Origin of the sequence: Spirillospora albida (assembly GCF_000718255.1) — a bacterium.
Lineage (GTDB): Bacteria > Actinomycetota > Actinomycetes > Streptosporangiales > Streptosporangiaceae > Spirillospora > Spirillospora albida.
Window position 1 is genome coordinate 61,473 of sequence record NZ_JOFJ01000004.1, and the last position, 24,170, is coordinate 85,642.

The 24,170-nt window shown below is 73.1% G+C and carries 19 protein-coding genes; 13 read left to right on the plus strand and 6 right to left on the minus strand.

Annotated elements, in window-relative coordinates:
• The first annotated feature begins 18 nt into the window (after positions 1 to 18).
• Positions 19 to 519 (plus strand): transcription elongation factor GreA, encoded by a 501-nt coding sequence (greA, locus tag IE99_RS0106800; protein ID WP_030165311.1) that lies wholly within the window; start codon positions 19 to 21, stop codon positions 517 to 519.
• Between the two features lie 90 nt (positions 520 to 609).
• Here greA and IE99_RS0106805 read toward each other — a convergent pair whose 3' ends face one another.
• On the minus strand, positions 610 to 1,095 hold the full coding sequence (locus IE99_RS0106805) for an Lrp/AsnC family transcriptional regulator (protein WP_030165313.1): 486 nt from the start codon (positions 1,093 to 1,095) through the stop codon (positions 610 to 612).
• 125 nt (positions 1,096 to 1,220) lie between these two features.
• Between IE99_RS0106805 and hppD the strand changes: the two genes are divergently transcribed.
• The 6 genes from hppD (at position 1,221) to ilvA (ending at position 9,079) form a co-directional block, all read left to right on the plus strand.
• A complete protein-coding gene (hppD, locus tag IE99_RS0106810; RefSeq protein ID WP_051712139.1) occupies positions 1,221 to 2,318 on the plus strand; it encodes a 4-hydroxyphenylpyruvate dioxygenase in 1,098 nt (365 codons plus the stop codon).
• Positions 2,319 to 2,375: 57 nt separating this feature from the next.
• Positions 2,376 to 3,110 (plus strand): RDD family protein, encoded by a 735-nt coding sequence (locus IE99_RS0106815; protein WP_030165318.1) that lies wholly within the window; start codon positions 2,376 to 2,378, stop codon positions 3,108 to 3,110.
• Positions 3,111 to 3,198: 88 nt separating this feature from the next.
• Positions 3,199 to 4,725 carry a M1 family metallopeptidase gene (locus tag IE99_RS0106820; RefSeq protein ID WP_051712141.1) on the plus strand — a complete coding sequence of 509 codons (1,527 nt, stop codon included), beginning with the start codon at positions 3,199 to 3,201 and terminating at the stop codon, positions 4,723 to 4,725.
• A gap of 93 nt (positions 4,726 to 4,818) precedes the next feature.
• Positions 4,819 to 6,267 carry a M1 family metallopeptidase gene (locus IE99_RS0106830; protein WP_084219334.1) on the plus strand — a complete coding sequence of 483 codons (1,449 nt, stop codon included), beginning with the start codon at positions 4,819 to 4,821 and terminating at the stop codon, positions 6,265 to 6,267.
• A 73-nt stretch (positions 6,268 to 6,340) separates the two neighbouring features.
• The gene (locus IE99_RS0106835; protein WP_030165327.1) at positions 6,341 to 7,774 is read left to right on the plus strand and encodes a M1 family metallopeptidase; all 1,434 of its coding nucleotides are present in this window, start codon (positions 6,341 to 6,343) and stop codon (positions 7,772 to 7,774) included.
• Positions 7,775 to 7,840: 66 nt separating this feature from the next.
• Complete coding sequence (gene ilvA, locus IE99_RS0106840) at positions 7,841 to 9,079, plus strand: threonine ammonia-lyase (protein WP_030165330.1); 1,239 nt, start codon at positions 7,841 to 7,843, stop codon at positions 9,077 to 9,079.
• Here ilvA and IE99_RS0106845 read toward each other — a convergent pair.
• Both IE99_RS0106845 and IE99_RS0106850 read right to left on the minus strand, forming a co-directional pair.
• Positions 9,076 to 10,017, minus strand: coding sequence for an ROK family protein (locus tag IE99_RS0106845; protein WP_030165333.1), 942 nt, complete (start codon positions 10,015 to 10,017; stop codon positions 9,076 to 9,078). The genes ilvA and IE99_RS0106845 overlap by 4 nt on opposite strands.
• The gene (locus tag IE99_RS0106850; protein WP_030165335.1) at positions 10,014 to 11,177 is read right to left on the minus strand and encodes an FIST signal transduction protein; all 1,164 of its coding nucleotides are present in this window, start codon (positions 11,175 to 11,177) and stop codon (positions 10,014 to 10,016) included. Before IE99_RS0106850 ends, IE99_RS0106845 begins: the two co-directional genes overlap by 4 nt.
• Before the next feature lie 146 nt (positions 11,178 to 11,323).
• On the opposite strand from IE99_RS0106850, the gene IE99_RS0106855 reads away from it, so the two are divergent.
• From IE99_RS0106855 to IE99_RS0106865, 3 genes are read left to right on the plus strand one after another with little or no spacing between them, the layout of a single operon-like run.
• Positions 11,324 to 12,775, plus strand: a complete 1,452-nt coding sequence (locus tag IE99_RS0106855; RefSeq protein ID WP_030165337.1) for a sigma 54-interacting transcriptional regulator — start codon at positions 11,324 to 11,326, stop codon at positions 12,773 to 12,775.
• A gap of 10 nt (positions 12,776 to 12,785) precedes the next feature.
• A complete protein-coding gene (locus tag IE99_RS0106860; protein ID WP_030165339.1) occupies positions 12,786 to 14,759 on the plus strand; it encodes a vWA domain-containing protein in 1,974 nt (657 codons plus the stop codon).
• A 25-nt stretch (positions 14,760 to 14,784) separates the two neighbouring features.
• The gene (locus IE99_RS0106865; RefSeq protein WP_030165340.1) at positions 14,785 to 15,261 is read left to right on the plus strand and encodes a hypothetical protein; all 477 of its coding nucleotides are present in this window, start codon (positions 14,785 to 14,787) and stop codon (positions 15,259 to 15,261) included.
• 12 nt (positions 15,262 to 15,273) lie between these two features.
• Here IE99_RS0106865 and IE99_RS0106870 read toward each other — a convergent pair whose 3' ends face one another.
• Both IE99_RS0106870 and IE99_RS0106875 read right to left on the minus strand, forming a co-directional pair.
• The gene (locus IE99_RS0106870; protein ID WP_245623090.1) at positions 15,274 to 16,392 is read right to left on the minus strand and encodes an alpha/beta hydrolase; all 1,119 of its coding nucleotides are present in this window, start codon (positions 16,390 to 16,392) and stop codon (positions 15,274 to 15,276) included.
• A gap of 122 nt (positions 16,393 to 16,514) precedes the next feature.
• On the minus strand, positions 16,515 to 17,663 hold the full coding sequence (locus IE99_RS0106875; RefSeq protein ID WP_030165344.1) for a cystathionine gamma-synthase: 1,149 nt from the start codon (positions 17,661 to 17,663) through the stop codon (positions 16,515 to 16,517).
• 159 nt (positions 17,664 to 17,822) lie between these two features.
• On the opposite strand from IE99_RS0106875, the gene IE99_RS0106880 reads away from it, so the two are divergent.
• Positions 17,823 to 19,979, plus strand: a complete 2,157-nt coding sequence (locus IE99_RS0106880) for an MMPL family transporter (protein WP_030165346.1) — start codon at positions 17,823 to 17,825, stop codon at positions 19,977 to 19,979.
• A 114-nt stretch (positions 19,980 to 20,093) separates the two neighbouring features.
• Here IE99_RS0106880 and IE99_RS0106885 read toward each other — a convergent pair whose 3' ends face one another.
• Positions 20,094 to 21,491 carry a cystathionine beta-synthase gene (locus IE99_RS0106885; RefSeq protein WP_030165348.1) on the minus strand — a complete coding sequence of 466 codons (1,398 nt, stop codon included), beginning with the start codon at positions 21,489 to 21,491 and terminating at the stop codon, positions 20,094 to 20,096.
• 183 nt (positions 21,492 to 21,674) lie between these two features.
• On the opposite strand from IE99_RS0106885, the gene IE99_RS0106890 reads away from it, so the two are divergent.
• Positions 21,675 to 22,670 carry an SGNH/GDSL hydrolase family protein gene (locus IE99_RS0106890; protein ID WP_030165350.1) on the plus strand — a complete coding sequence of 332 codons (996 nt, stop codon included), beginning with the start codon at positions 21,675 to 21,677 and terminating at the stop codon, positions 22,668 to 22,670.
• A 166-nt stretch (positions 22,671 to 22,836) separates the two neighbouring features.
• Positions 22,837 to 24,057, plus strand: coding sequence for an acetyl-CoA C-acetyltransferase (locus IE99_RS0106895; protein WP_030165352.1), 1,221 nt, complete (start codon positions 22,837 to 22,839; stop codon positions 24,055 to 24,057).
• Positions 24,058 to 24,170 lie beyond the last annotated feature (113 nt).

The window sequence follows — 24,170 nt, forward strand, 5'->3', positions numbered from 1 at the left end:
TGTGGATGAGGAGTACCCGTGACCGAGACCCGCGCTGACAACGTCACCTGGCTCACCCAGGAGGCGTATGACCGGCTCAAGGCTGAGCTGGACCACCTGTCGGGCCCGGGCCGCATCGAGATCGCGCAGAAGATCGAGGCGGCGCGGGAGGAGGGTGACCTCCGCGAGAACGGCGGCTACCACGCGGCCAAGGAGGAGCAGGGCAAGATCGAGGGCCGGATCCTCCAGCTCCAGGGCATCCTGGAGAACGCGCGGGTCGGCGAGGCGCCCCGCACCGAGGGTGTCGTCGGGCCGGGCATGACCGTCACGGTCTCCTTCGAGGGCGACGACGAGGAGGTCACGTTCCTGCTGGCCTCCCGCGAGGAGAGCGGCGCCCCCATCGACGTCTACTCCCCCAAGTCCCCGCTCGGCGCGGCCATCAACGGCAAGAAGGTCGGCGAGAAGGCCACCTACAGCCTTCCCAACGGCCGCAGCATGACGGTCGAGGTCCTGGACGCGACCCCGTACGTCGGCGGGTAGGCGACAACGCGGCATCGCACGGCGGCCCGGGTGCTCCCGGGCCGCCGTGTCGTTTTCATGCCGTCTCGCTTACACGCACAGGGTCGTGTTTCATGCCTCCACCGCCGCTCTCACCAGCGGGAGCGTCCGGTAGGGGACCTGCGTGGCCAGGGAGATCACCGAGGACGCCCGTTCCACGCCCGCGACGTCCACCACCGCGTCGATGACGCGCTGGAGGTCGGTGTTGCTGCGGGCGACGATGCGGCAGAACATGTCGCCGGGGCCCGTGATGGTGTGGGCCTCGATGACCTCCGGGATCCGGGCCAGGCCCTCCCCGACGGGATCATGGCCGCCCTGCCCCTGGCCCCGGCTCTGCCTGATCTGCAGCGTGACGAACGCGGTCACGCCGTAACCGAGCGCGGCGGGGTCGATGTCGGGGCCGAAGCCGCCGATCACGCCGTCGCGCGCCAGGCGGTCCAGGCGGGCCTGGACGGTGCCGCGCGCCACGCCCAGGCGGCGGGACGCCTCCAGGACGCCGACGCGGGGCTCCGCGGCGAACAGTTCGATGACGCGGCCGTCCAGCTCGTCGATCGGCACGGCTCCTCCTGGTCATGGGCATCCTGTGCAGGGCGTCCGGTGGCGATGGTATTCCACTGTACAAGTTGCTCAGTGACCTGGGCCACACTTGCGCAGCCTGCGGCTGACTCCCGACATTGGGTGCCATGGATGAGTTTCCGGTCAAGGGCATGGACGCGGTCGTCTTCGCGGTGGGCAACGCCAAGCAGGCGGCGCACTACTACTCGACCGCCTTCGGGATGCGCAGGGTCGCCTACCGGGGGCCGGAGAACGGCAGCCCGGAGGAGGCGGCGCACGTGCTGGAGTCCGGCGGCGCCCGGTTCGTCTTCCGCGGGCCGGTACGCGCGGGCACCGAGCTCGGACGGCACGTCGCGGCGCACGGCGACGGGGTCGTGGACCTGGCGATCGAGGTCCCGGACGTGGAGCACGCCTACCGGCACGCGCTGGCCAAGGGCGCGAAGGGCCTCCAGGAACCGCAGGTCCTGGAGGACGAGTACGGCAAGGTGGTCGTCGCGGCGATCGCGACGTACGGGCAGACGCGGCACACGCTGGTGGACCGCTCGAACTACACCGGCCCGTACCTGCCGGGCTTCGAGGCCGCCGACCCGATCGTGGCGCCGCCGGAGGGGAAGGCGAGGTACTTCCAGGCGATCGACCACTGCGTCGGGAACGTCGAGCGCATGAACGAGTGGGCCGACTTCTACCACCGCGTCATGGGCTTCACCGACATGGCGGAGTTCATCGGCGACGACATCGCCACCGAGTACTCGGCACTGATGTCGAAGGTCGTCGCGGACGGCACGCGCAAGGTGAAGTTCCCGCTGAACGAGCCGGCGGAGAGCAGGCGCAAGTCGCAGATCGACGAGTATCTGGAGTTCTACGGCGGGCCGGGCGTCCAGCACATCGCGCTCGCGACGAACGACATCCTCGCCTCGGTGGACCGGATGCGGGCCGCGGGCGTCGAGTTCCTCGACACACCGGACTCGTACTACGAGGACCCGGAGCTGCGGGCCCGGATCGGCGCGGTCCGCGCGCCGATCGAAGAGCTGCAGAAGCGCCGCATCCTCGTCGACCGCGACGAGGACGGCTACCTCCTGCAGATCTTCACCAAGCCCGTCCAGGACCGGCCGACGGTGTTCTTCGAGCTGATCGAGCGGCACGGCTCGCTCGGGTTCGGCAAGGGCAACTTCAAGGCGCTGTTCGAGGCGATCGAGCGGGAGCAGGCGCGCCGCGGCAACCTGTGACGTCCGCACCTCCCCTCGCCGGGCCGCCCATCGCCTGGTAGGGGGCACACTTGGGGCATGAGCGAAACCCCTGACAACGCCGGACGGCCCGCGGACGCGCCGCCCGGCGGCACCCCCGGCGACACCCCCGGCGACCGCCCGCCCCCCTTCGAGGGCACCTACGGCGCCCAGACCGGGCCCGACCTGCCGCGGTACCCGCAGGCCGGGCCCGGCGAACCCGGCTACGGCCCGCCCGCCTACGCCGCCGCCCGCCCGGAGGACCTCCTCGCCGGGCGCTGGGCCCGGCTGGGAGGCGGCATCCTCGACGGCCTGGTCGTCGGCTTCGTCTCCGTGCCGCTGGTCCTGCCGGCGGTCCGGTGGGGCCGGCTGCAGGACGCGGCGGAGACCGGCGAGACCCTCGGCGTGACGGAGATGTACAACATCCCGCTGCTGATGATCGGGTACGCGGTCTCGTTCCTGCTCGGCTTCGCCTACTACACCGTCTGCCACGTCAAGTGGGGCCAGACGCTCGGGAAGAAGGCGGTCGGGATCCGGGTCGTCCGGGCGGAGGACCACGGCGCCGTCGGCTGGGGCCGGAGCTGCGCGCGGCAGGGGTTCGTGTACCTGTTCGGCGTCGCCACGGCACTGCTGAACCTCGCCGGGCCGGTCGGCGGCCTCGCCGGGCTGGCGGGGCTGCTCGACAACGCGTGGATCCTGTGGGATCCGAAGCGGCAGGCCGTCCACGACAAGGTCGGGCGGACGGTCGTGATCAAGGCGGCGCCCTGGTTCCCGAATCCGTACAAGAAGGCGTAACGGCGGGTTCGGCGGGGACGGGCGGAAACGGGCGGGGCCGCGGAGTTGCCCCGCCCCGCCTCGTCCGGGCAGGCTTGACGGCGTGCATATGGCCGGAGACACTTCGCAGCCCAGCCCCCGCCGCGCGTCCCGCACGGCCGCCGGGCTGGCCGCCCTCGCCGTCGCGGGGTCGCTGACCGCCTGCCAGATCCGGACGGGCGGCGACGACCCGGCGCCGGACGGGCCGCCCGTCGTGGACGGCCCCGCGGGCCGCACCACGGCGGGCGACGGGTACGTGCCCGGCGACGGGAACGGCGGCTACGACGTCCAGCACTACGCGCTCAAGCTGGCGATCACGCCGCGGGAGGCGAAGCAGCTGGCCGGCACCGCGACCATCACGGCGGTCGCGACGGAGCGGCTCGCCCGCTTCAACCTCGACCTGACCGGCCTGACCGTCGAGTCCGTGACGGTGGACGGCCGTGCCGCGCGGGAGCAGCGGTCCCGCAGCGAGCTGGAGATCACGCCCGCGAAACCGCTGGCCAAGGGCGCGAAGTTCACGGTCGCGGTCCGCTACTCCGGGACGCCGAAGCCGGTGAACGACCCGACCCTCGGCCGGTACGGGTGGATCCAGACGGCCGACGGGGTGTTCGTGGCGTGCCAGCCGAGCGGCGCGCACACCTGGTTCCCGAGCAACGACCACCCGAGCGACAAGGCCACGTTCGACTTCGAGCTCACGGTGCCGCGCGGCCTGACGGCGATCGCGAACGGCGAGCCGGACGCGCCGCCGGAGGACACCCGCAGCACGCCGCCGGAGACGCCGGGCGGCGGCTCGACGGGCGGCCCGGGGGTCGTCCCGGCGGGCCTGGGGCGCGACGCGGTGACCAGCCGGTGGCGGGTGAAGGAGCCGATGGCGACCTACCTCGCGACCGTGGACGTCGGCCGGTTCGCGGTCCGGTCGGGCCGCACCGCGGGCGGCGTCCTGAACATCACGGCGGTCGACCCGACGCTGACCGTGCGGGTGGACGACTTCCACCGGCTGAACGGCGAGATCACCGACGAGTGGGCGAAGCGGTTCGGGCCGTACCCGTTCACGTCCACCGGCGGGCTGATCGACGACGCGGCGGTCGGGTTCGCGCTGGAGACGCAGACCCGCCCGGTGTACGGGTCGTTCGGCCTCGACCCGAACATCGTCGCGCACGAGATCGCGCACCAGTGGTTCGGCGACAGCGTCAGCGTGACGAAGTGGAAGGACATCTGGCTGAACGAGGGGTTCGCGACCTACGCCGAGTGGATGTGGGAGGAGCGGTCCGGCGGCCGGCGGGTGCAGGAGCAGTTCGACGACCGGTACCGGATGGCGGACAACCCCGAGCTGTGGGACGTCCCGCCGGGCGACCCGGGCCGGGCCGAGATGTTCGGCCGGTCGGTGTACGACCGGGGCGGGATGACGCTGCACGCGCTCCGCACGAAGGTCGGCGACGGGCCGTTCTTCAAGATCCTTCAGACGTGGACGCGGGAGAAGCGGCACGCGTCCGCCACGACGCCGGAGTTCGTCGCGGTGGCCGAGCGGGTGTCCGGGCAGCAGCTCGACGCGCTCTTCGACGCCTGGCTCTACAAGAAGGGGCGCCCGGCGCGGTGACCGCGTCGGGGCGCGGTGAACGGGCGGCAAGGGCCGGGTAAAGCACCGCCGGGTTCGCGGGTGGCGGAGTGGCCACCGGGTCACACTCGGGCCGTGATCCTACGAAGCGGACGATCGACGATTGCGGTGGCGGCGGCGGGCGCGGCGCTCCTGGCGCTGACGGGGAACGCGCCGGCCGCACCCCGCCCGGCGGGGGCGCCGGCGGAGGCCGGGCCGGGCACGCCGGGCAGCGCGGGCCTCGGCGACGAGTACTTCCCGGCGACGGGCAACGGCGGCTACGACGTCCGCCACTACGACGTCCGGCTCCAGTACGCGGGCAGGGACACGGGCCGGATCACCGCCAGGGCGACCGTCATCGCGACGGCGACGCAGGACCTGTCGGCGTTCAACCTCGACTACCGCGGCCCCGCGATCGGCAGTGTGCGGGTCGACGGCCGGGTCGCCCGGTTCGAGCGGGAGGGCGGGGAGCTCACCGTCACGCCGCCGGCGCCGATCCGGAGCGGAGAGTCGTTCACGACCACCGTCCGGTACAAGGGCAAGCCGGGATCGAGCGACAATCCGGCGCTCGGGACCAGCGGGTGGGTCGCGACCCGCGACGGCGCCGTCGCGCTGTCCCAGCCCGACGGCACCCCCACCTGGCTGCCGGTGAACGACCACCCGCGCGACAAGGCCACCTACGCGTTCCGCGTGACGGTGCCGCGCGGCCTGCGGGTGCTGGCGAACGGGCGCCCGGGCCCGATCCGGCACGGCTCCCGCACGACCACGTTCACCTGGACGGAGCAGGCGCCGATGGCGTCCTACCTCGCCATGGTCGCGATCGGGCGGTTCCGGGTGCGGACCGCCACCACCGGCAGCACGCTCGTGGTCACGGCCGTGGACCCCCGGTTCAAGGACGCGGCGGCCCGTCTCCAGCGCGACACGATCCGGGTGCTGCGGTGGGAGGAGCGGGTGTTCGGCCGGTACCCCTTCCCCACGTCCGGCGGCATCGTGGACGACCCGAACCTCGGCTACGCCCTCGAGACGCAGGAGCGCCCCGTCTACGCCGGGTTCGCGCCGAGCATCGACTTCGTCGTCCACGAGCTGGCCCACCAGTGGTTCGGCAACAGCGTCAGCCTGCACGACTGGAAGGACATCTGGCTGAACGAGGGGTTCGCGACCTACGCCGAATGGCTGTGGAGCGAGCAGCACGGCGGCCAGACCGCGCGGGCGACGTACCGGCGGTACCTGCGGCAGCCCGCCGACTCGCCGGTGTTCACGCCGCCGCCCGGCGATCCGGGCGCGAAGCGGCTGTTCGCGGCCTCGGTCTACATCCGGGGCGCGATGTGCCTGCACGCGATCCGGGAGCGGATCGGCGACCGCGCGTTCTTCCGGACCCTGCGCGCCTGGACGGACCGGAGGCGCGGGGGGACCGGCACCACGGCCGACTTCATCGCGCTCACCGAGCGGATCTCCGGCGAGCGCCTCGGCAGCCTGTTCGACGCCTGGCTCTACGCGTCGGGCCGGCCGGAGGAAAAGCGCGCGCTGCGGGATCTCCACTCTTGATCGGAGGCGGGCGACCCGAAAGTCTGGTCACGTCCGTGCAGTAACGTGCTCTTCAATCCCGAGGATGAGGTCGATGAGCAGATCCCCCCGAGTCCTGGCCGCCGTCTCCGCCGGCGCCGCCGCGGCCCTCGTGGCCACGGCGGCGCCGGCCGCCGCGTCCCCCGGAGCGCAGGTCCGCTTCGGGCCGGGCGCGCCCGGCGCCGGCGACCCGTACTTCCCCGACATGGGCAACGGCGGCTTCGACGTCGCCCACTACGACATCGGCCTGTCGTACGACCCCGGCACGAAGGGCCTGCGGGGCGTCGCGAAGATCACCGCGCGGGCCACGCAGAACCTGTCCCGGTTCAACCTGGACTTCCTCGGCCCGCTGACGATCTCAGCGCTCACCGTGGACGGCAGGAAGGCCGCCCACACCCGCACCGGCGCCCAGGAGCTCGTGATCACGCCGCGCAAGGGGCTGCGGAAGGGCACGCGGTTCACGGTCACCGTCGCGTACGCGGGCGTCCCGCGGACGATCGACGACCCGGCGCTCGGCAGGTCCGGCTGGATCCCGACCGCAGACGGCGGCCTGATGCTGAACCAGCCGTTCGGCGCCGCGACCGTGTACCCGGTGAACGACCATCCCACCGACAAGGCCACCTACACGTGGACGCTGGCCGCCCCGAAGGCGCTGACCACGCTCGCGAACGGCGACCTCACCGGCACCTGGTCGCGGGGCGGCTGGACCGCCACCCGCTGGCAGATGCGGCGGCCGATGGCCAGCGAGCTGTCGATGATCGCGATCGGGAGGTACGACGTGCTCAAGGGGCGCACGCCCGGCGGCGTCCCGAACATCACCGCCACCGACCAGGCCATGAAGATCACGGCGGAGAACGCCCGGAGGTTCCACGACCAGACCGCGGAGGTCACCGACTTCCAGTCGACGCTCTTCGGCCGGTACCCGTTCGGCTCGACCGGCGGCGTCGTCGTCAAGGCGGGCGTCGGGTACGCGCTGGAGACGCAGGGCCGCCCGGTGTACGACCTCGGCCGCCGCCCGGGGGCGATCCCGAGCGGGGCGCTGCTCGCCCACGAGCTCGGCCACCAGTGGTTCGGCGACTCGGTGACCCCGAAGCGATGGGCCGACATCTGGCTGAACGAGGGCTTCGCGACCTACGCCGAATGGCTGCACGCGGAGAGGTTCTCCGGGACGCCCGTCCAGAAGAGCTTCGACGACGTGTACGCCACCCCGGCGGACGACGACCTGTGGAAGGGCGAGGTCGCCGACCCGGGCCGCGACGGGATCTTCAACGGGCTGGTCTACGACCGGGGCGCCATGGCGGTGCACGTCCTGCGGACCACGATCGGCGACAAGGCGTTCCACCGGCTGCTGAGGGAGTGGCCGGCGGCGTACCGGTACCGGAACGCGTCCACCGCCGACTTCGTCCGGTTCGCCGAGCGGCTCTCGGGCAAGGACCTGGACGGCTGGGCGCGGTCCTGGCTCCACTCGGAGGGCAAGCCCGCCCTCTGAGCCGGGCACGGAGCGGCGGGACCGGGGACGGACCGCTCGCGGGGCGGCTCGTGAAAAGATCGTGGCATGGCGGTCGTGAGCTTCGATGACATCCTCGCCGCGCGCGAGCTGCTCCGCGAGGTGGTCGTCCCCACGCCCCTGATCCGGTCCCGGGTGCTGTCCGAGATCGTCGGCGGGCCGGTGCTGCTCAAGTGCGAGAACCTGCAGCGCACCGGCTCGTTCAAGATCCGCGGGGCGTACGTTCGGATCGCCCGGCTCAGCGAGGCCGAGCGGGCCCGGGGCGTCGTCGCGGCCAGCGCGGGCAACCACGCGCAGGGCGTCGCGCTGGCCGCGTCCATGCTCGGCAGCAAGGCGACGGTGTTCATGCCGGCCGGGGCCCCGCTGCCGAAGGTGGCGGCCACCCGCGGCTATGGCGCCGACGTCGTGTTCCCGGGGCCGACCGTGGACGACTGCCTCGTCGCCGCGCAGGAGTACGCGGACGAGCGCGGCGCCGTCCTGATCCACCCGTTCGACCACGCCGACGTCGTCGCCGGGCAGGGCACGCTCGGCCTGGAGATCCTCGACCAGTGCCCGGAGGTCCGCACGATCGTCGCGCCGGTCGGCGGCGGCGGGCTCGTCTCCGGGATCGCGGCGGCCGTCGCCGCCGACCCCCGCACCCGGGGCGCGGAGGCGACCGGCGCGGGGCGCGTGCCGGTCGTCGGGGCGCAGGCGAAGCGGGCGGCGGCGTTCCCCGCGTCGCTCGCCGCGGGCCGCCCCGTCCGGATCCAGCTGGAGCCGACGATGGCGGACGGCATCGCCGTCGGCCGCCCCGGCGACCTCACGTTCGCGCTGGTCAGGGATCTCGTGCGCAGCGTCGTGACGGTCAGCGAGGAGTCGGTGTCGCAGGCGCTGCTGCTGTGCCTCGAACGCGCGAAGCAGGTCGTCGAGCCCGCCGGCGCGGCGGGCGTCGCGGCGCTGCTGGAGCACTCCTACGCCTTCGAGCCGCCCGTGGTGGCGGTGCTGTCGGGCGGCAACATCGACCCGCTGCTGCTCGCGAAGGTGCTGCGGCACGGGCTCGCCGGCGCGGGCCGCTACCTGGTCGTCCGGTGCCGGCTGAAGGACCGTCCGGGCGCCCTCGTCACGCTGCTCGGCGAGCTCGCCGAACTCGGCGTCAACGTGCTGGACGTGATGCACGAGCGCGTGGCCGCGCGCCTGCACGTCGAGGAGGCCGAGGTGCTGATGCACCTGGAGACGCGCGGCTCCGCCCACTCGGAGGACGTCATCGGCCGCCTCCGCGACAAGGGCTACACGCTGACGTTCGGCTAGTCGGCGCTCCAGTAGCGGTCCCCGCCGTAGATGAGGGCGGCGGCGCCGATGAGGCCGGCGGTCTGGCCGAGCTCCGCCGGGACGACCTGGACCTGGCGCGCGAACTCCATCCGGGCGTGCGTCCGGAACGCCTCCTCGAGGGGGTCGAACAGCAGCGCGCCCGCCTGCGACAGGCCGCCGCCGATCGCGGCGACCTCCAGGTCGCACAGGTGCGTCGCGGACGCGATCGCGATGCCGAGGGCGCGGCCCGCCCGGCGCATCGCGGCGACCGCGAGGGGGTGGCCGCGGCGGGCGTCGGCGGCGAGTTCGACGCCGGTGACGTCCCGGCCCTCCGGCCGCCAGCCCTGCTCCCGCGCCCACGCGACCAGGCCGGGGCCGCGCGCGATCGCCTCCAGGCAGCCGCGGCCGCCGCACTTGCAGGGCGGGCCGTCGGGGTCGACGACGACGTGCCCGATGTGCCCGGCGTTGCCGCTGGCGCCGTCGACGAGCCGCCCGTCCAGGACGAGGCCGCCGCCGACGCCGGTCGACACCACCATGCCGAGGACGTTGCCGCGGCCCCGCCCGGCGCCCCGCCAGTGCTCCCCCACCGCGACGCACACGGCGTCGTTGTGGATGCGGACGGGCGGCCCCGGGTGGCGGGCGCGGAGCCGGTCGCGCAGCGGGAATCCGCGCCACGCCGGGATGTTCAGCGGCGACACCTCCGCGGCGGGCCACGTCATCGGCCCGCCGCAGCCGACGCCGACGCCGACGAGCGGCGGCGACCCCGCGTCCGCGAGGACCTTGTCGAGCAGCGCCTCCAGCGTCCGCCACAGCCCTTCGGCGTCCAGCCCGGCGTCGTGCGGGGTGGGGACGCGGGAGTAGCCGGCGATCCGGCCGCCGGGATCGACGACGGCGGCGGCGAGTTTCGTCCCGCCGATGTCGACGGCGAGGACGCTCACCCGGCGTCCCCCGTCCGGCCGAAGGCGAGGATGGACGCGGTGAAGCCGTGCACGTGGTTGCGCCCGGCCACCGGGCCGATCTCGCCAGCGGCGAAGAAACCGCCCACCCCGGCGGGACCGAACGCCCGGCCGAGGACCTTCGCGTCGTGGTCGGAGTCGGGGAACATGGCCTGGCCCCTGCCGTTGCAGGAGAACAGCAGCGCGCCCTCCACCGGGGACAGGTCGAACCGCTCGAGCAGCGCAGAGAGCTCCGCCTCGGCGGCGCCCGCGTCCCGGACCTGGAACCGGACGGTCCGCCCCACGTCGACGACGTCGCCGATCGCGATCGCGCCGCTGTCGGTGTCGGCGCCGACGACCCCGCGCACCAGGAAGTCGCCGCGCTCGTGCTCGTCGGCGTACTCGTCCAGCGCGACGCCGATCAGCAGCCCCTGCCCGGCGAGCTCCTGCTCCTCGGCGGGCAGCCCGACGACGATCTGCTCCAGCTTCTCCAGCGCGGGCGTGCCCGCCAGCTCGTACAGGACGTTCTCGTCGGCGCGGGTCACCACCATGTCGGGGCCGATCGGGCGGGCGCCCTGGCTGACCACGGTCGCGGCGGTCACGCTCCCGCCGATCACGACGCCCACCGCGCCGTCGTCGTGGACCTCGCCGCCGACGAACAGCCTCGCCTCGCCCGGACCGTCGCCCGCCGCGAGGCCGCCGACCAGCGGCAGCCCCGGAAGCGCGTCCTCGGACCGCTCGACGAACGCGTCGACGGGGAAGCTGAACGGGTCGGCGAGCAGCACCCCGACCACGTCGTCGGCCTGCGCCTCCGGCATCCCGACGACGATCAGCTTGTCCTCGGCGCGGAGCGTCTCCAGCCGGAACGGCTCCAGCCGCGCGCCGGGCAGCACGGCCGCCCACGCGCTGACCGCGCCGGCGTCCTCCACCCCGTGACCGGCGCCGATCACGCCGGACGCGCGGCAGCCGAGCAGCACCGCGGGCCCGGCGGCCTCCGCCGCGCGGCGGGCCGCCGCGGCCGCCTCGTCCGGGTCGTCGCCGGAGATGAACACGCAGACCAGGTCGGGCGGTGCCGTGAGCGGCGCCAGCGCCTGCCGCACCGCCGCCTCGGCCGCCGTCACCAGGTCGGGTCCGAGGGCCAGGCCATCACCGAAACGCGCCATCGGCGCCGCCTCCCTCACCGCGTTCTGAGCGTCGCATCACACCTCCAGTCTCCCCCTCCGGGCGTCCCCCACCCAAACGGGCGCGGCCCCGGGGAATCCCGGCGGGAGGGTGCGATTCCCCGTTCCGGCGACGTAATGTCGGTCGCGTGCCTCCATCCACACCACGTGAGACCCCACCGCACCAGAGAGCACCGCGTCAGAGCACCCTGGGCGAACTGCGCGCCACCGGGCACGTCCAGCGGACGGTGAAGGCGGAGATCCGGCACAATCTGCTGAACCGGCTGAGATCCGGCGAACCGCGGTTCCCGGGGATCGTCGGCTTCGACGAAACCGTTTTGCCCCACCTGGAGCGGGCCCTGCTCGCCGGGCACGACCTGGTGCTGCTGGGCGAGCGGGGGCAGGGCAAGACGCGGCTGATCCGCACCCTCGGCGGCCTGCTGGACGAGTGGACCCCGGTCGTGGCCGGCTGTGAGATCAACGATCACCCGTACGCGCCGGTGTGCGTCCGCTGCCGCCGGCTCGCCGCCGAGAAGGGCGAGGACCTCCCGGTCGCCTGGCGGCACCGGGACGAGCGGTACGGGGAGAAGCTCGCCACCCCCGACACGAGCGTCGGCGACCTGATCGGCGACGTCGATCCGATCAAGGTGGCGGAGGGCCGGACGCTCGGCGACCCGGAGACCGTCCACTACGGGCTGGTGCTGCGCACCAACCGGGGGATTTTCTCCATCAACGAGCTGCCCGACCTCGCCGAGCGGATCCAGGTCGCGCTGCTGAACGTGCTGGAGGAGCGGGACGTCCAGATCCGCGGGTACGCGCTGCGGCTGCCGCTGGACGTGCTGCTCGTCGCGTCCGCCAACCCGGAGGACTACACCAACCGCGGCCGGATCATCACGCCGCTGAAGGACCGCTTCGGCGCCGAGATCCGCACCCACTACCCCCTCGGCCTGGACGCCGAGCTTGAGCTCATCCGGCAGGAGGCCGACTTCGCCGACCTCGCGGGCCTGCCCGCCGAGGTGCCCGATCACCTCGTCGAGGTGATCGGGCGGTTCACCCGGCTCGTCCGGGAGTCGGCGGCGGTGGACGCCCGGTCCGGCGTGTCGGCCCGGTTCGCATTGGCGGGCGCCGAAACCGTCGCGGCGGGCGCGGTGCGGCGCGCGGCGCTCACCGGCGAGGAGCGCGCGGTCGCGCGGGTGTGCGACCTGCCCGCGGTCGTCCCGTCGCTGCTGGGCAAGGTCGAGTTCGAGGTCAGCGAGGAGGGCCGCGAGCAGGAGGTGCTGGAGCACCTGCTGCGCCGCGCGGTCGCCGAGACCTACCGGCGGACGCTCGGCGCCGCCGATCTGACGGGCCTGCTGGACCGGTTCGACGCGGGCGAGAGCGTGGAGTCCGGGGAGCTGGTCTCGGCGGCGGAGCTGCTGCGCAGGATCGGGCCCGTGCCGGGCCTCGCGAAGATCATGGAGCGGCTCGGCATGTCCGGGGACTCGCCGGGGCAGGCGGCCGCCGCGCTGGAGTTCGCCCTGGAGGGCCTCTTCCTCACCCGGCGGCTGTCGAAGGACGTCGCCGAGGGCCGGGCCGACGGGACGGCCACCTACCGAACCTGAGGGGGCTCGAATGAGCCGGTACCGGTACGGCGCCTACGAGGACGGGCCCGATCCGCTGGCCCCGCCCTACGACGTACGCGACGCCCTGGACGCGATGGGAGACGCGGTGCTGGACGGCGCCCGCCCCGACGACGCGCTGCGCGAGCTGCTGCGGCGGGGGCTGCCGGGCGCGCAGGGCGATCCGCGGCGGGGGCGGGGCCTGGACGACCTGCTCCGCGACGTGCGGCGGCGGCGCCGGGAACTGCGCGAACGGGGCCGGCTGGACGGCACCCTGGAGGAGGCACGGGCACTGCTCGACACCGCGATCGGGCAGGAGCGCGCGGAGCTGTTCCCCGATCCGCGCGACGACGCGCGGCTCCGGGAGGCCGAACTCGACACGCTGCCCGCCGACACGTCGCAGGCGATCCGGCGCCTGTCGGACTACGACTGGCGGTCCTCCGCCGCCCGGGAGACGTTCGAGCGGCTGAAGGACCTGCTCCGGCGCGAGGTGCTGGACGCCCAGTTCCAGGGCATGAAGCAGGCCCTGGAGAGCCGGGACCCGGCCGCGATGCAGCGCGTCAAGGACATGATGGCCGCCCTCAACGGCATGCTGGGCAGGGACGCGCGCGGCGAGCACACCCAGGAGGACTTCGACCGGTTCATGCAGGAGTACGGGGACATGTTCCCCGACCGTCCGCGGAATCTGGACGAGCTCGTCGACACCCTCGCGCGCCGGGCCGCCGCGATGGACCGGCTCCTCTCCTCGCTCAGCCCCGAGCAGCGCGAGGAGCTCGCCGGGCTCATGGACCAGGCCATGCGGGACGCGGGCCTCGCCATGGAGATGACCCGGCTCGGCGACGCGCTGCGCACCCGCCGCCCCGACCTCGGCTGGGGCTCCGGCGAGCAGATGACCGGCGACGACCCGCTCGGCATGGGCGACGCGACCACCGCGCTCGCCGAGCTGGCCGACCTCGCGGAGCTGGAGGCGTCGCTCGGGCAGGACTACCCCGGCGCGCGGCTCGACGACGTCGACGAGGACGCCGTCCGGCGGGCCCTCGGCCGGCGCGCCGTCGACGATCTCGCCGCGCTGCGCCGCCTGGAGAGGGAACTGGAGCGGCAGGGCTACCTCCAGCGCCGCAAGGGCCGGCTGGAGCTGACCCCCAAAGCCGTGCGGCGGCTCGGCGAGACCGCCCTGCGGCGGGTGTTCTCGCAGCTCACCGACGGCCGGGCGGGCGACCACGACCAGCGGGACGCCGGGCAGGCGGGCGAGCTCACCGGGTCGAGCCGGCCGTGGCGGTTCGGTGACGAGCAGCCCCTCGACGTCGTCCGGACGGTCGGAAACGCCATCCGCCGCACCGCCATGGAGGGCGCCGGCGGGCCCGGCGTGACGCTCGCCGTGGACGACTTCGAGGTGCACGAGACCGAGCGCCGCACCGGCGCGGCCGTGTGCCTGCTCGTCGACCTGTCGTACTCGATGGTGCTGCGCGGCACGTGGGCGGCCGCGAAGCAGACGACGCTCGCCCTGCACACCCTCGTCACCAGCAAGTTCCCGCAGGACGCCATCCAGATCATCGGGTTCTCCAACTACGCGCGGGAGTTGCACCCGACGGAGATGGCGGGCCTCGACTGGGACATGGTGCAGGGCACGAACCTGCACCACGCCCTGATGATCGCCGGACGGCATCTGGACCGGCATCCCGACTTCGAGCCGATCGTCCTCGTCGTCACCGACGGCGAGCCCACGGCGCACCTGCGCCCGGACGGCCGGTCGCTGTTCGACTATCCGCCGTCCGCCGACACGCTCGTCCTCACGCTCGCGGAGGTCGACAAGATGACGCGGCGGGGCGCCCGCATGAACTTCTTCATGCTCGCCGAGGACCGGCGGCTCGTGTCGTTCGTGGAGGAGGTCGCGCGCCGCAACGGCGGGCGGGTGTTCGCCCCGGACGCCGACCGGCTGGGCGAATACGTCGTCAGCGACTACCTGCGCGTGCGGCGGGGCCGCTGACGAGGGGGCGCACTAAGGTCGGATCATGGCCGACCACATCCTGCTCACCCTCCACATCGGTTTCGCGATCTTCACGCTGGGACCGCTGACCGCGGCGACCATGTCCACGCCCCGGTACATCCGGCGCCGCAACCCGACCGTCCTGCGCTACCTGCACCGCACCACCCAGGTCTACGGCTTCACCGCCCTGGGGATCTTCCTGTTCGGGCTGCTGCTCGCCGAGGGGCGCCTCGCGCAGGTGTGGCTGTCGGCGTCGATGACGCTGTTCATCGTCGCGCTCGTCCTGCTGCTGCTCGTGGACCGCGACCAGCGCAAGGCGATCCACCTGCTGGAGGGCGCCGCCCCCGCCTCCCCCGTCGCCGAGGGCGAGGAGGAGCAGCCGGCGGCGCCCGCGCAGGGCGAGGACGTCGCGCAGGTCGAGCGCGGCCGGATCGCCGCGCTGTCCGGCGTCATCGCCCTGATCTGGCTGGTGATCCTCGTCCTGATGGTGTGGAACGGTTGATCCGCGCCCGGGTCACCGGACCCGGGCGTTGATCCAGTTCAGGATCTCGGGGTAGGCCGTCTCGTCGTCCAGCAGCGATCCGCCGTGCCGCGTGCCGGGCAGGACCCGGACCGTCGCGGGCACCCCGGCCGCCCGCAGCGCGGACGCCAGGCCGGTGCTCTGCGTCGCCGGGACCATGTCGCCCTCCGCGTGCATCAGCAGCATCGGCGCGTCGTCCGGCGTGACGTGGCTGGTGGAGTTCGCGTCGTCCACCTTCGTCCAGCACTCCGCGTCGGCCTCGCTCGGCTCGCAGCCGACGAGGGAGACGACGGCGCGGCGCAGCTTGCGCTGCCCGGCGGTCGCGTCGGCCTTCGCGCCGTCCTGGTAGGCCAGGTACGGCGTGTTGACCGGGGAGAGCGCGACGACGCCGCGGACGCCCCCGCCGGCGGTCCCGGCGGTGCCGAGCTGGGTGGCGAGCATCCCGCCCGCCGACGACCCCACGATCACGATCCGGTTGGGGTCGACGTTCCAGTGCTTGGCGTGCTTCTTGATGAAGGCCAGCGCGGACGTGACGTCGTCGCGCTGGGCGGGCCACCTGGCGGCGGGCGCGAGCCGGTAGTTCGCGGAGAAGACGGCGAAGCCCTGCGTGCTGAGGCGGCGCGCGAAGTACTTCCAGCCGCTCTTGTCGCCCTCCAGCCAGTACCCGCCGTGCAGGACGAGGACGGCGGGACGCAGGGGGGCCGTCCGGGCGGCGGCCCCGGCCGCGGGGCGGCGGAGCGGCTCCCAGTAGGCGTCGATCCGCTGGTGCCCGCTCCTGCCGTAGGCGTAGGTGCGGGTCTTCGGCGGCTTCGGGGTGACCATCACGGCCCGCGTGCTGACGACCGCGTCGGTCCGGCCGCCGGCGGCCGGGGCTTCGGTGCCCGGTGCGGGCGCCGTGCCGGGGACGGACGGCTCGGCCGAGTCGTCCGGCGTGCCGGGGGCGCTCGGCGGGGTCGTGCCGGGAGTCCCGGAGGGGACGGGGGACGGGACCGCCGGCGTCGCGGCCGGGGGGGACGGCGTCGGCGTGGGATCGGCCTGGGCCCCCGCGGGGACGGCCACGGCCGCGATGCAGGTCGCGGCGAACGCCGCACCGCTCACCAGTACTTTGCGCACTCCGCACCCTTTCTTGATGCTCCTGCGGCCACATCATAGATGTTTGATCAAGTCGGGTGCGGGAATCGGGTCCGGTCGCGTCCGGACGGCGGGCGGCGGACCGCCCGCCATCCTCGGCTTCCTCAACTCAGCGCGTTCTCCAGATCACGCAGGAGATCGTCGGCGTGTTCGATGCCGACCGACAGCCGGACGAGGTCGGCCGGCACCTCCAGCGGCGATCCGGCCGCCGACGCGTGCGTCATCCGGCCCGGGTGCTCGATCAGCGACTCGACGCCGCCGAGCGACTCGCCGAGCGTGAACAGCTCCGTCCGCTCGCAGACCCGGACGGCCGCCTCCTCCGACTGCATCCGGAACGAGACCATGCCGCCGAACGCCGACATCTGCTTGGCGGCGGCGTCGTGGCCGGGGTGGTCGGGCAGCCCGGGGTACAGGACGGCCCGCACGGCGGGGTGCCGGACGAGCAGCTCGACGACCTTCTCGGCGTTGGCGCAGTGCCTGTCCATCCGGACGCCGAGCGTCTTGATGCCGCGCAGCGTCAGCCAGGAGTCGAACGGACCGGCGACGGCGCCCATCGCGTTCTGGTGGAACGCGAGCCGCTCCCCCGTCTCGGGGTCCGCGGCGACGAGGGCGCCGCCGACGACGTCGGAGTGGCCGCCCAAGTACTTCGTGGTGGAGTGGACGACGACGTCCGCGCCGAGGGTCAGGGGCCGCTGCAGGTAAGGCGAGGCGAAGGTGTTGTCGACGGCGAGCAGCGCGCCCGCGTCGTGCGCGACGGCGGCGAGCGCCGCGATGTCGGCGATGCCGAGCAGCGGGTTCGTGGGCGTCTCCACCCAGATCAGCTTCGTCTCGGGGCGGACGGCGGCGCGCACCGCCTCGACGTCGCCGAGCGGGACCGGGTCGAACGCGACGCCCCAGGGCCGCGCGACCTTGGCGAACAGCCGGTAGGTGCCGCCGTACGCGTCGTTCGGGATGATCACGTGGTCGCCGGGCCTGCAGACCGTCCGGATGAGGGCGTCCTCGGCGGCCAGGCCGGACGCGAACGCGAGCCCGCGGGCGCCCGCCTCGATCTCGGCCAGGCACGTCTCCAGCGCCGTACGCGTCGGATTGGCCGACCGGGAGTACTCGTAGCCGCCGCGGAGCCCGCCGATGCCGTCCTGCTTGTAGGTCGACACCTGGTAGATGGGCGGGACCACCGCCCCGGTCACCGGGTCCGGCTCCTGCCCGGCGTGGATGGCCAGCGTCTCGAAGCCCAGTTGAACGTCATTGTCCATGCGAACGAGGCTATCGACCGTTCCACCCTCCTGGAGGAGGAGGTCATCCCCCGCAGGTATCACCTTGCATTTCCGCATGCGGGGTGATCACAGGGGACCGTCCGGTGCCTACCGTAAGTGTGGCATCTACAAGACTGACCCACATCTAAGGAATCCCGCATGTTCGCACGGCTCGCGCGCTTCGTCGTGGGGCACCCGTGGTGGACGATCGTCTCATGGCTCGCCGTGGCCGCGGTCGTCATCGCGTTCTCACCCAAGCTCACCACCGAGTCCGACCAAGGCGACTTCCTGCCGTCGAAGTACGAGTCCGTGCAGGCGATGAAGATCGCTGAAGAGGCCTTCCCGCAGCAGGAGGACACCTCCTCGCTGATCGTGGTGAAGCGCACGGACGGGCGGCCCCTGGCCGCCGCCGACGTCACGAAGGTCACCGAGGTCGCCAAGACCCTGAACGCCGACAAGCCGGCGACCGTCCAGGGCTTCATGGCGAGTCCCGAGACGGTCGCGCCCAACAAGGCCGTCCAGGTGATCATGATCCCCATGAAGGGGACCTCGCAGGAGGAGAACAAGAAGCAGACGGAGGCGATCCGCGACATCCGCGGCGACCTGCCGAACCTGCTCAAGGGCACCGGCCTGGAGGCCAAGGTCGGCGGCGAGGTCGCCAGCTTCGCCGACAACGAGGACTCCTTCACCAAGTCCTTCGAGATCGTCGGCATCGCGACCTTCATCCTGATCATCGGACTGATCCTGCTGATCTTCCGGGCGCCGATCGCGGCCGTCCTGCCGATCATCGTGATCACGGTGACCATGCAGGTCTCGATGGGCCTGATCGGCACCGCCGCGAAGATCTTCGGGTTCTCCGGCGACGACAGCCTCGCCACGATCATCCTGATCGTCCTGTTCGGCGTCGGCGCCGACTACTACCTGTTCCTGATGTTCCGGTTCCGGGAGCGGCTGCGCGCCGGCGACGACAAGAAGACCGCGATGATCACCGCGGTGGAGCGGGTCGGCGAGGTCATCTCGTCCGCCGCCGCCGCGATCGCCGTCACCTTCCTCGTCCTGCTGCTCGCCAGCTTCGGCGTCTTCAGCGCCTGGGGCCCCGCCCTCGCGATCTCCGTCGTGGTCATGGGCATCACCTCGCTGACGCTGTTCCCCGCGATCGTGTCGCTGCTCGGCACCGCCGTGTTCTGGCCGTCCAAGGCATGGAAGAAGCAGCCGAAGGGCTCCATCTCCGCGAAGATCGGCGAGGGCGTCGCCAAGCGGCCCGCGGTGGCCGCGCTCGCGTCCGGCCTGGTGCTGGTCGTGCTGGCGCTCGGCTCGCTCGGCTTCAAGGCCGACTACGACTTCGCCGCGGGCTTCCCGCAGGACACCGAGTCGGCGAAGGCCATGAAGGAGATGGAGAAGGGCTTCCCGCCCGGCCTGACCACGCCGGTCCAGGTGATCCTGAAGAGCGAGAACGGGCAGCCGCTCGCCAAGGCCCAGATCGACAAGTTCAGGGCGGACGCCGAGTCCGCTCCGGGCATCGGCCGCGTGCAGGAAGCGGTCCCGGGCAAGGACAAGTCCATCGCCCGCGTCGACCTCGTGCTGTCGAAGAACCCGGTGTCCAACGAGTCGATCAGCCTCGTGAAGGACAAGCTGGCGCCCGCCGTGCACGACATGGCGCCGGACGGCGTCCGGGCCTACGTCGGCGGCACGACCGCGATCTACGCGGACATCAACGCCGTGAACAACCGCGACCTGTCGGTCATCCTGCCGGTCGCCGCGGTGCTGATCGCGATCATCCTGGCGCTGCTGCTGCGCTCGGTCGTCGCACCGATCTACCTGGTGATCGCGGTGCTGCTCGGCTTCGCCGCGACGCTCGGCTCCGCCGTGTACGCCTTCCAGGGCATCGCCGGCGAGGCGGGTGTGACGTTCCAGCTGCCGATCATCCTCTACCTGTTCGTGCTCGCCATCGGGACCGACTACAACATCCTGATGACGGCGCGGCTGCGCGAGGAGGCCAAGGAGGGCAACGAACCGCGCAGGGCGGCCGCCCTCGCCATCCACCACGGCGGCCCCACGGTCGCCGCGGCGGGCCTCATCCTCGCCGGGACGTTCGCGGTCATGCTGCTCGCCCCGGTGTCGATGCTGCAGCAGATGGGCTTCTCCGTCGCGGTCGGCATCGCGCTCTCGGCGTTCGTGATGTCGATGTTCCTCGTCCCCGGCATCACCGCGCTGCTCGGCCACAAGGCCTGGTGGCCCGGCCACGGCGACGAGCCGTCGAAGCCGCAGGGCGGTCCGGCGCTGGAGAAGGAGTACGCCCCCTCCAGCACCTCCTAGCCGTCGGGTCGGGGGCCCGGCGGGTAAACGCCGCCCACCGGCCGAGCCCTCGACCCGGCTCCTGAAAAGGCGAAGCGCCGGAGACCCCACCGTCTCCGGCGCTTCGCCGTTCCGTCAGCCCTCGGCGTCGGCCAGGAAGGCCAGGAGGTCCTGGCGGGTGACGATCCCGGCGGGCTTGCCGTCCACGAGGACCACCGCCGCGTCCCTCCCCTCAAGCACGGACATCAGCTGCGAGACCGACTCGCCCGACCCGACGACGGGCAGCGGCCGGCTCATGTGCTTCTCCAGCGGGTCGTCCGCGCCGGCCTGATCGGTGTAGAGGGCGTGCAGCAGGACCCGCTCCTCCACCGCGCCGATCACCTCGCCGGCCATCACGTCGGGGTGTCCGGCGCCCGGCGCCACCACCGGCATCTGCGAGACGCCGAACTCGCGCAGCACCTTGACCGCCTCTCCCACGGTCTCGGCGGGGTGCATGTGCACGAAGTTCGGGATGCCGTCCGACTGGGCGTCCGCCTTGTGGGCCAGGACGTCCCGCACGGCCGCCTCGGTCGTCGCCTGGTCGCTGAACCCGTACTGGCCGAGCCACTCGTCGTTGAAGATCTTGCTCAGGTAGCCGCGGCCGCCGTCGGGGAGCAGGACGACGATCACCGCGTCCGGGCCGGCCTCGGCCGCCACCCGCAGCGCCGCGACGACGGCCATGCCGCAGGAACCGCCCACCAGGAGGGCCTCCTCGCGGGCGAGGCGGCGGGTCATCCCGAAGGAGTCCTTGTCGGAGACCGCGATGACCCGGTCGCAGATGGTGCGGTCGTAGGTCTCGGGCCAGATGTCCTCGCCCACGCCCTCGACCAGGTAGGGGCGGCCCGAGCCGCCGGAGTACACCGAGCCCTCCGGATCGGCGCCGATGATCTGGACGCGGCCTCCCGACACCTCCTTGAGGTACCTCCCGGTGCCGCTGATCGTCCCGCCGGTGCCGATTCCCGCGACGAAGTGGGTGACGCGGCCGTCGGTCTGCTCCCAGATCTCCGGGCCGGTCGTCTCGTAGTGCGAGCGGGGGTTCTCCTGGTTGGTGTACTGGTTCGGCTTCCAGGCGCCCGGGATCTCGGCGGCGAGCCGGTCGGACACCGAGTAGTAGGAGTCGGGGTGGTCGGGCGACACCGCCGTCGGGCACACCACCACCTCCGCGCCGTACGCGCGCAGGACGTCGATCTTGTCCTTGGCGACCTTGTCGGGGCAGACGAAGACGCAGCGGTAGCCGCGCTCCTGCGCCACGATGGCGAGCCCGACCCCGGTGTTCCCGGAGGTCGGCTCGACGATGGTGCCGCCCGGCGCGAGCGCGCCGGACCGCTCGGCCGCGTCGATCATGCGGACCGCGATGCGATCCTTCACCGAGCCGCCGGGGTTGAAGTACTCCACCTTGGCGAGGACCTGCGGCCCTCCGGCCTCGGTCACCTTGCGCAGCCGAACGAGCGGGGTGTTGCCCATCAGTTCGACGAGCGAGTCGTGTACGCGCACCGTACGTCCTTGTCGGTTCCGTGAGTCGGTCGTGGACCGCCTTACTTCCCTGCTCAGCCGGTTTCAGCGGCGGGATGGCGGCGGGGTTCGATTCCCGTTTCCGAAGGTAGCCGAGATGGCGCCGTGCGGGCATCAACCAGGGAGGCGGGGGTACTCCACCTTCATCGCAGAGAGTGAGCGGGCATGCTGAGAGCGTTGACGGCGCGCCGCATCGCGACGGCCGCGGCGTACGGGGGCGGCGGGATCACCGCCCTCGGCGGCCTCACGTTCGGGCTGGTGGTGCTGGAGGCGCGGCTGGCGCGCCGGCTCATCGGCGCGACCCCGAACGGCGGCCCGCCGGCCGCCGACGGGCTCTACGGCCCGGTGGCCGCCGGGCGCCCCCTCTCCCTGGTGGTCCTCGGCGACTCCACGGCGGCGGGGCTCGGCGTGGCCGCACCGGAGGAGACCCCCGGCGCGATGCTGGCCGAGGGGCTCGCCGCGACCGCTGGACGGCCCGTCCGGCTGACGATCGTGGCCCGCTCCGGGGCGCGGTCGCACGCGCTCTCCGGGCAGGTGGACGCGGCGCTGCGGGTGCGGCCCGACCTCGCCGTCATCATGATCGGCGCGAACGACGTGACGTCGCGGACGCCGGCCGCCGAGTCCGTCCGGCATCTCGCGGACGCGGTCGAGCGGCTGCGCGGCGCGGGCTGCCGGGTCGTCGCCGGCACGTGCCCCGACCTCGGGACGGTGGAGCCGCTGATGCAGCCGCTGCGGTGGATCGCGCGGCGGGCCAGCCGGCAGCTCGCCGCGGCGCAGATGATCGCGGTGGTGGAGCACGGCGGCCGGGCGGTGTCGGTCGGCGACCTGCTCGGCCCGGAGTTCGCGGCCGATCCGCCCGCGATGTTCAGCGCGGACCGCTATCATCCGTCGGCCCGCGGGTACGCGACGGCGGCCGCCGCCCTGCTGCCGTCGATGGCGCACGCTCTCGGGCTGGTGCCGGACCCGGTCGTCGCCCGGCTGGGCGAGGACGTCCTGCCGGTCTACCTGGCGGCGGCCGCGGCGGCGGAGGTGTCCGGCACCGAGCTGTACGGGGTGTCGGTCGCGGGCCGCGAGCGGGGCCGGTGGGCCGCGCTCCTGCGCCGCCGTCCGGCGCCGGCCGGCGCCCGGCCGATCGGGTCGGCGTCGCCCCGCGTCGCCTGAGCCGCAGGCCCCGGCGCGGGCCCGGCGCGGACCGCCGGACGTAAGCATTCACTTATGAACGTGCACGTCAGCCCCGGGATGGGTGGGCGTGCGCACAGCGGCTAGATTGCTCGTGACCGGCGGGTAACCACGCCGGGGACGACCGGACGCTGAGACAGGAGTCATCATGCCCGAGGCAGTCATCGTCGCCACCGCGCGCTCGCCCATCGGACGCGCCTTCAAGGGATCGCTGAAGGACATGCGTCCCGACGACCTCACCGCACAGATGATCACCGCCGCGATGGCGAAGGTGCCGCAGCTCGACCCGGCGCAGGTCGACGACCTCCTGCTCGGCTGCGGCCTGCCCGGCGGCGAGCAGGGCTACAACATGGCCCGCGTGGTGTCGGTGCTGCTCGGCTGGGACACCGTGCCCGGCGCGACGATCACCCGCTACTGTTCGTCGTCGCTCCAGACCACCCGGATGGCGCTGCACGCGATCAAGGCCGGCGAGGCCGACGTCATCGTGTCCGCCGGCGTGGAGACCGTCAGCCGCTTCGCCAAGGGCAGCAGCGACGGCCTGCCCGACACCCAGAACCCGCTGTTCGCGGACGCCGAGGCCCGCACCGCCAAGGCCGCCGAGGGCGGCGCGCCGGTGTGGCACGACCCGCGCGAGGACGGCGCCCTCCCCGACATCTACATCGCGATGGGCCAGACCGCCGAGAACGTCGCCGCGCTGCGCGGCGTGTCCCGGCAGGCGCAGGACGAGTTCGGCGTCCGGTCCCAGAACCTCGCCGAGAAGTCCATGGGCAACGGCTTCTGGGAGACGGACATCACCCCCGTCACGCTGCCCGACGGCTCCGTCGTCAGCAAGGACGACGGCCCCCGGGCCGGCACGTCCTACGAGAAGGTGTCGCAGCTCCAGCCCGTGTTCCGCCCCGACGGGACGGTCACGGCCGGCAACTGCTGCCCGCTGAACGACGGTGCCGCCGCGGTCGTCATCATGAGCGACACGAAGGCCGCCGAGCTCGGCATCACGCCGCTCGCCCGCGTCGTGTCGACCGGCGTCACCGGCCTGTCCCCCGAGATCATGGGCCTCGGCCCGGTCGAGGCGTCCCGCAAGGCGCTCGCCAACGCCGGCATGACGATCGCCGACATCGACCTGGTCGAGATCAACGAGGCGTTCGCCGCGCAGGTCCTGCCGTCCGCCGAGGACCTCGGCATCGACATGGACAAGCTGAACGTCAACGGCGGCGCGATCGCGATCGGCCACCCGTTCGGCATGACCGGCGCGCGGATCACCTCCACGCTCATCAACGGGCTGCGCTTCCACGACAAGCAGTTCGGCCTGGAGACCATGTGCGTCGGCGGCGGCCAGGGCATGGCGATGGTGCTCGAGCGCCTCTCCTGACCCGGTTCGCACGGCCCGCGGCGGCGTCTCCGGACGGCGCCGCGGGCCGGCGACGTTCCGGGTTCGGAATGATCTACGTAACGTAATAGATAGGTCCCCGTTAGGGGGTTGTC

Coding starts and splice junctions, on each gene's coding strand:
- IE99_RS0106850 (WP_030165335.1), bottom strand. CDS start 11,177: ATGGCGCGTTTCGGTGATGGCCTGGCCCTCGGACCCGACCTGGTGACG.
- ilvA (WP_030165330.1), top strand. CDS start 7,841: ATGGCGGTCGTGAGCTTCGATGACATCCTCGCCGCGCGCGAGCTGCTC.
- IE99_RS0106865 (WP_030165340.1), top strand. CDS start 14,785: ATGGCCGACCACATCCTGCTCACCCTCCACATCGGTTTCGCGATCTTC.
- IE99_RS0106890 (WP_030165350.1), top strand. CDS start 21,675: ATGCTGAGAGCGTTGACGGCGCGCCGCATCGCGACGGCCGCGGCGTAC.
- IE99_RS0106875 (WP_030165344.1), bottom strand. CDS start 17,663: ATGGACAATGACGTTCAACTGGGCTTCGAGACGCTGGCCATCCACGCC.
- IE99_RS0106860 (WP_030165339.1), top strand. CDS start 12,786: ATGAGCCGGTACCGGTACGGCGCCTACGAGGACGGGCCCGATCCGCTG.
- IE99_RS0106835 (WP_030165327.1), top strand. CDS start 6,341: ATGAGCAGATCCCCCCGAGTCCTGGCCGCCGTCTCCGCCGGCGCCGCC.
- IE99_RS0106815 (WP_030165318.1), top strand. CDS start 2,376: ATGAGCGAAACCCCTGACAACGCCGGACGGCCCGCGGACGCGCCGCCC.
- hppD (WP_051712139.1), top strand. CDS start 1,221: ATGGATGAGTTTCCGGTCAAGGGCATGGACGCGGTCGTCTTCGCGGTG.
- IE99_RS0106895 (WP_030165352.1), top strand. CDS start 22,837: ATGCCCGAGGCAGTCATCGTCGCCACCGCGCGCTCGCCCATCGGACGC.
- IE99_RS0106880 (WP_030165346.1), top strand. CDS start 17,823: ATGTTCGCACGGCTCGCGCGCTTCGTCGTGGGGCACCCGTGGTGGACG.
- IE99_RS0106820 (WP_051712141.1), top strand. CDS start 3,199: ATGGCCGGAGACACTTCGCAGCCCAGCCCCCGCCGCGCGTCCCGCACG.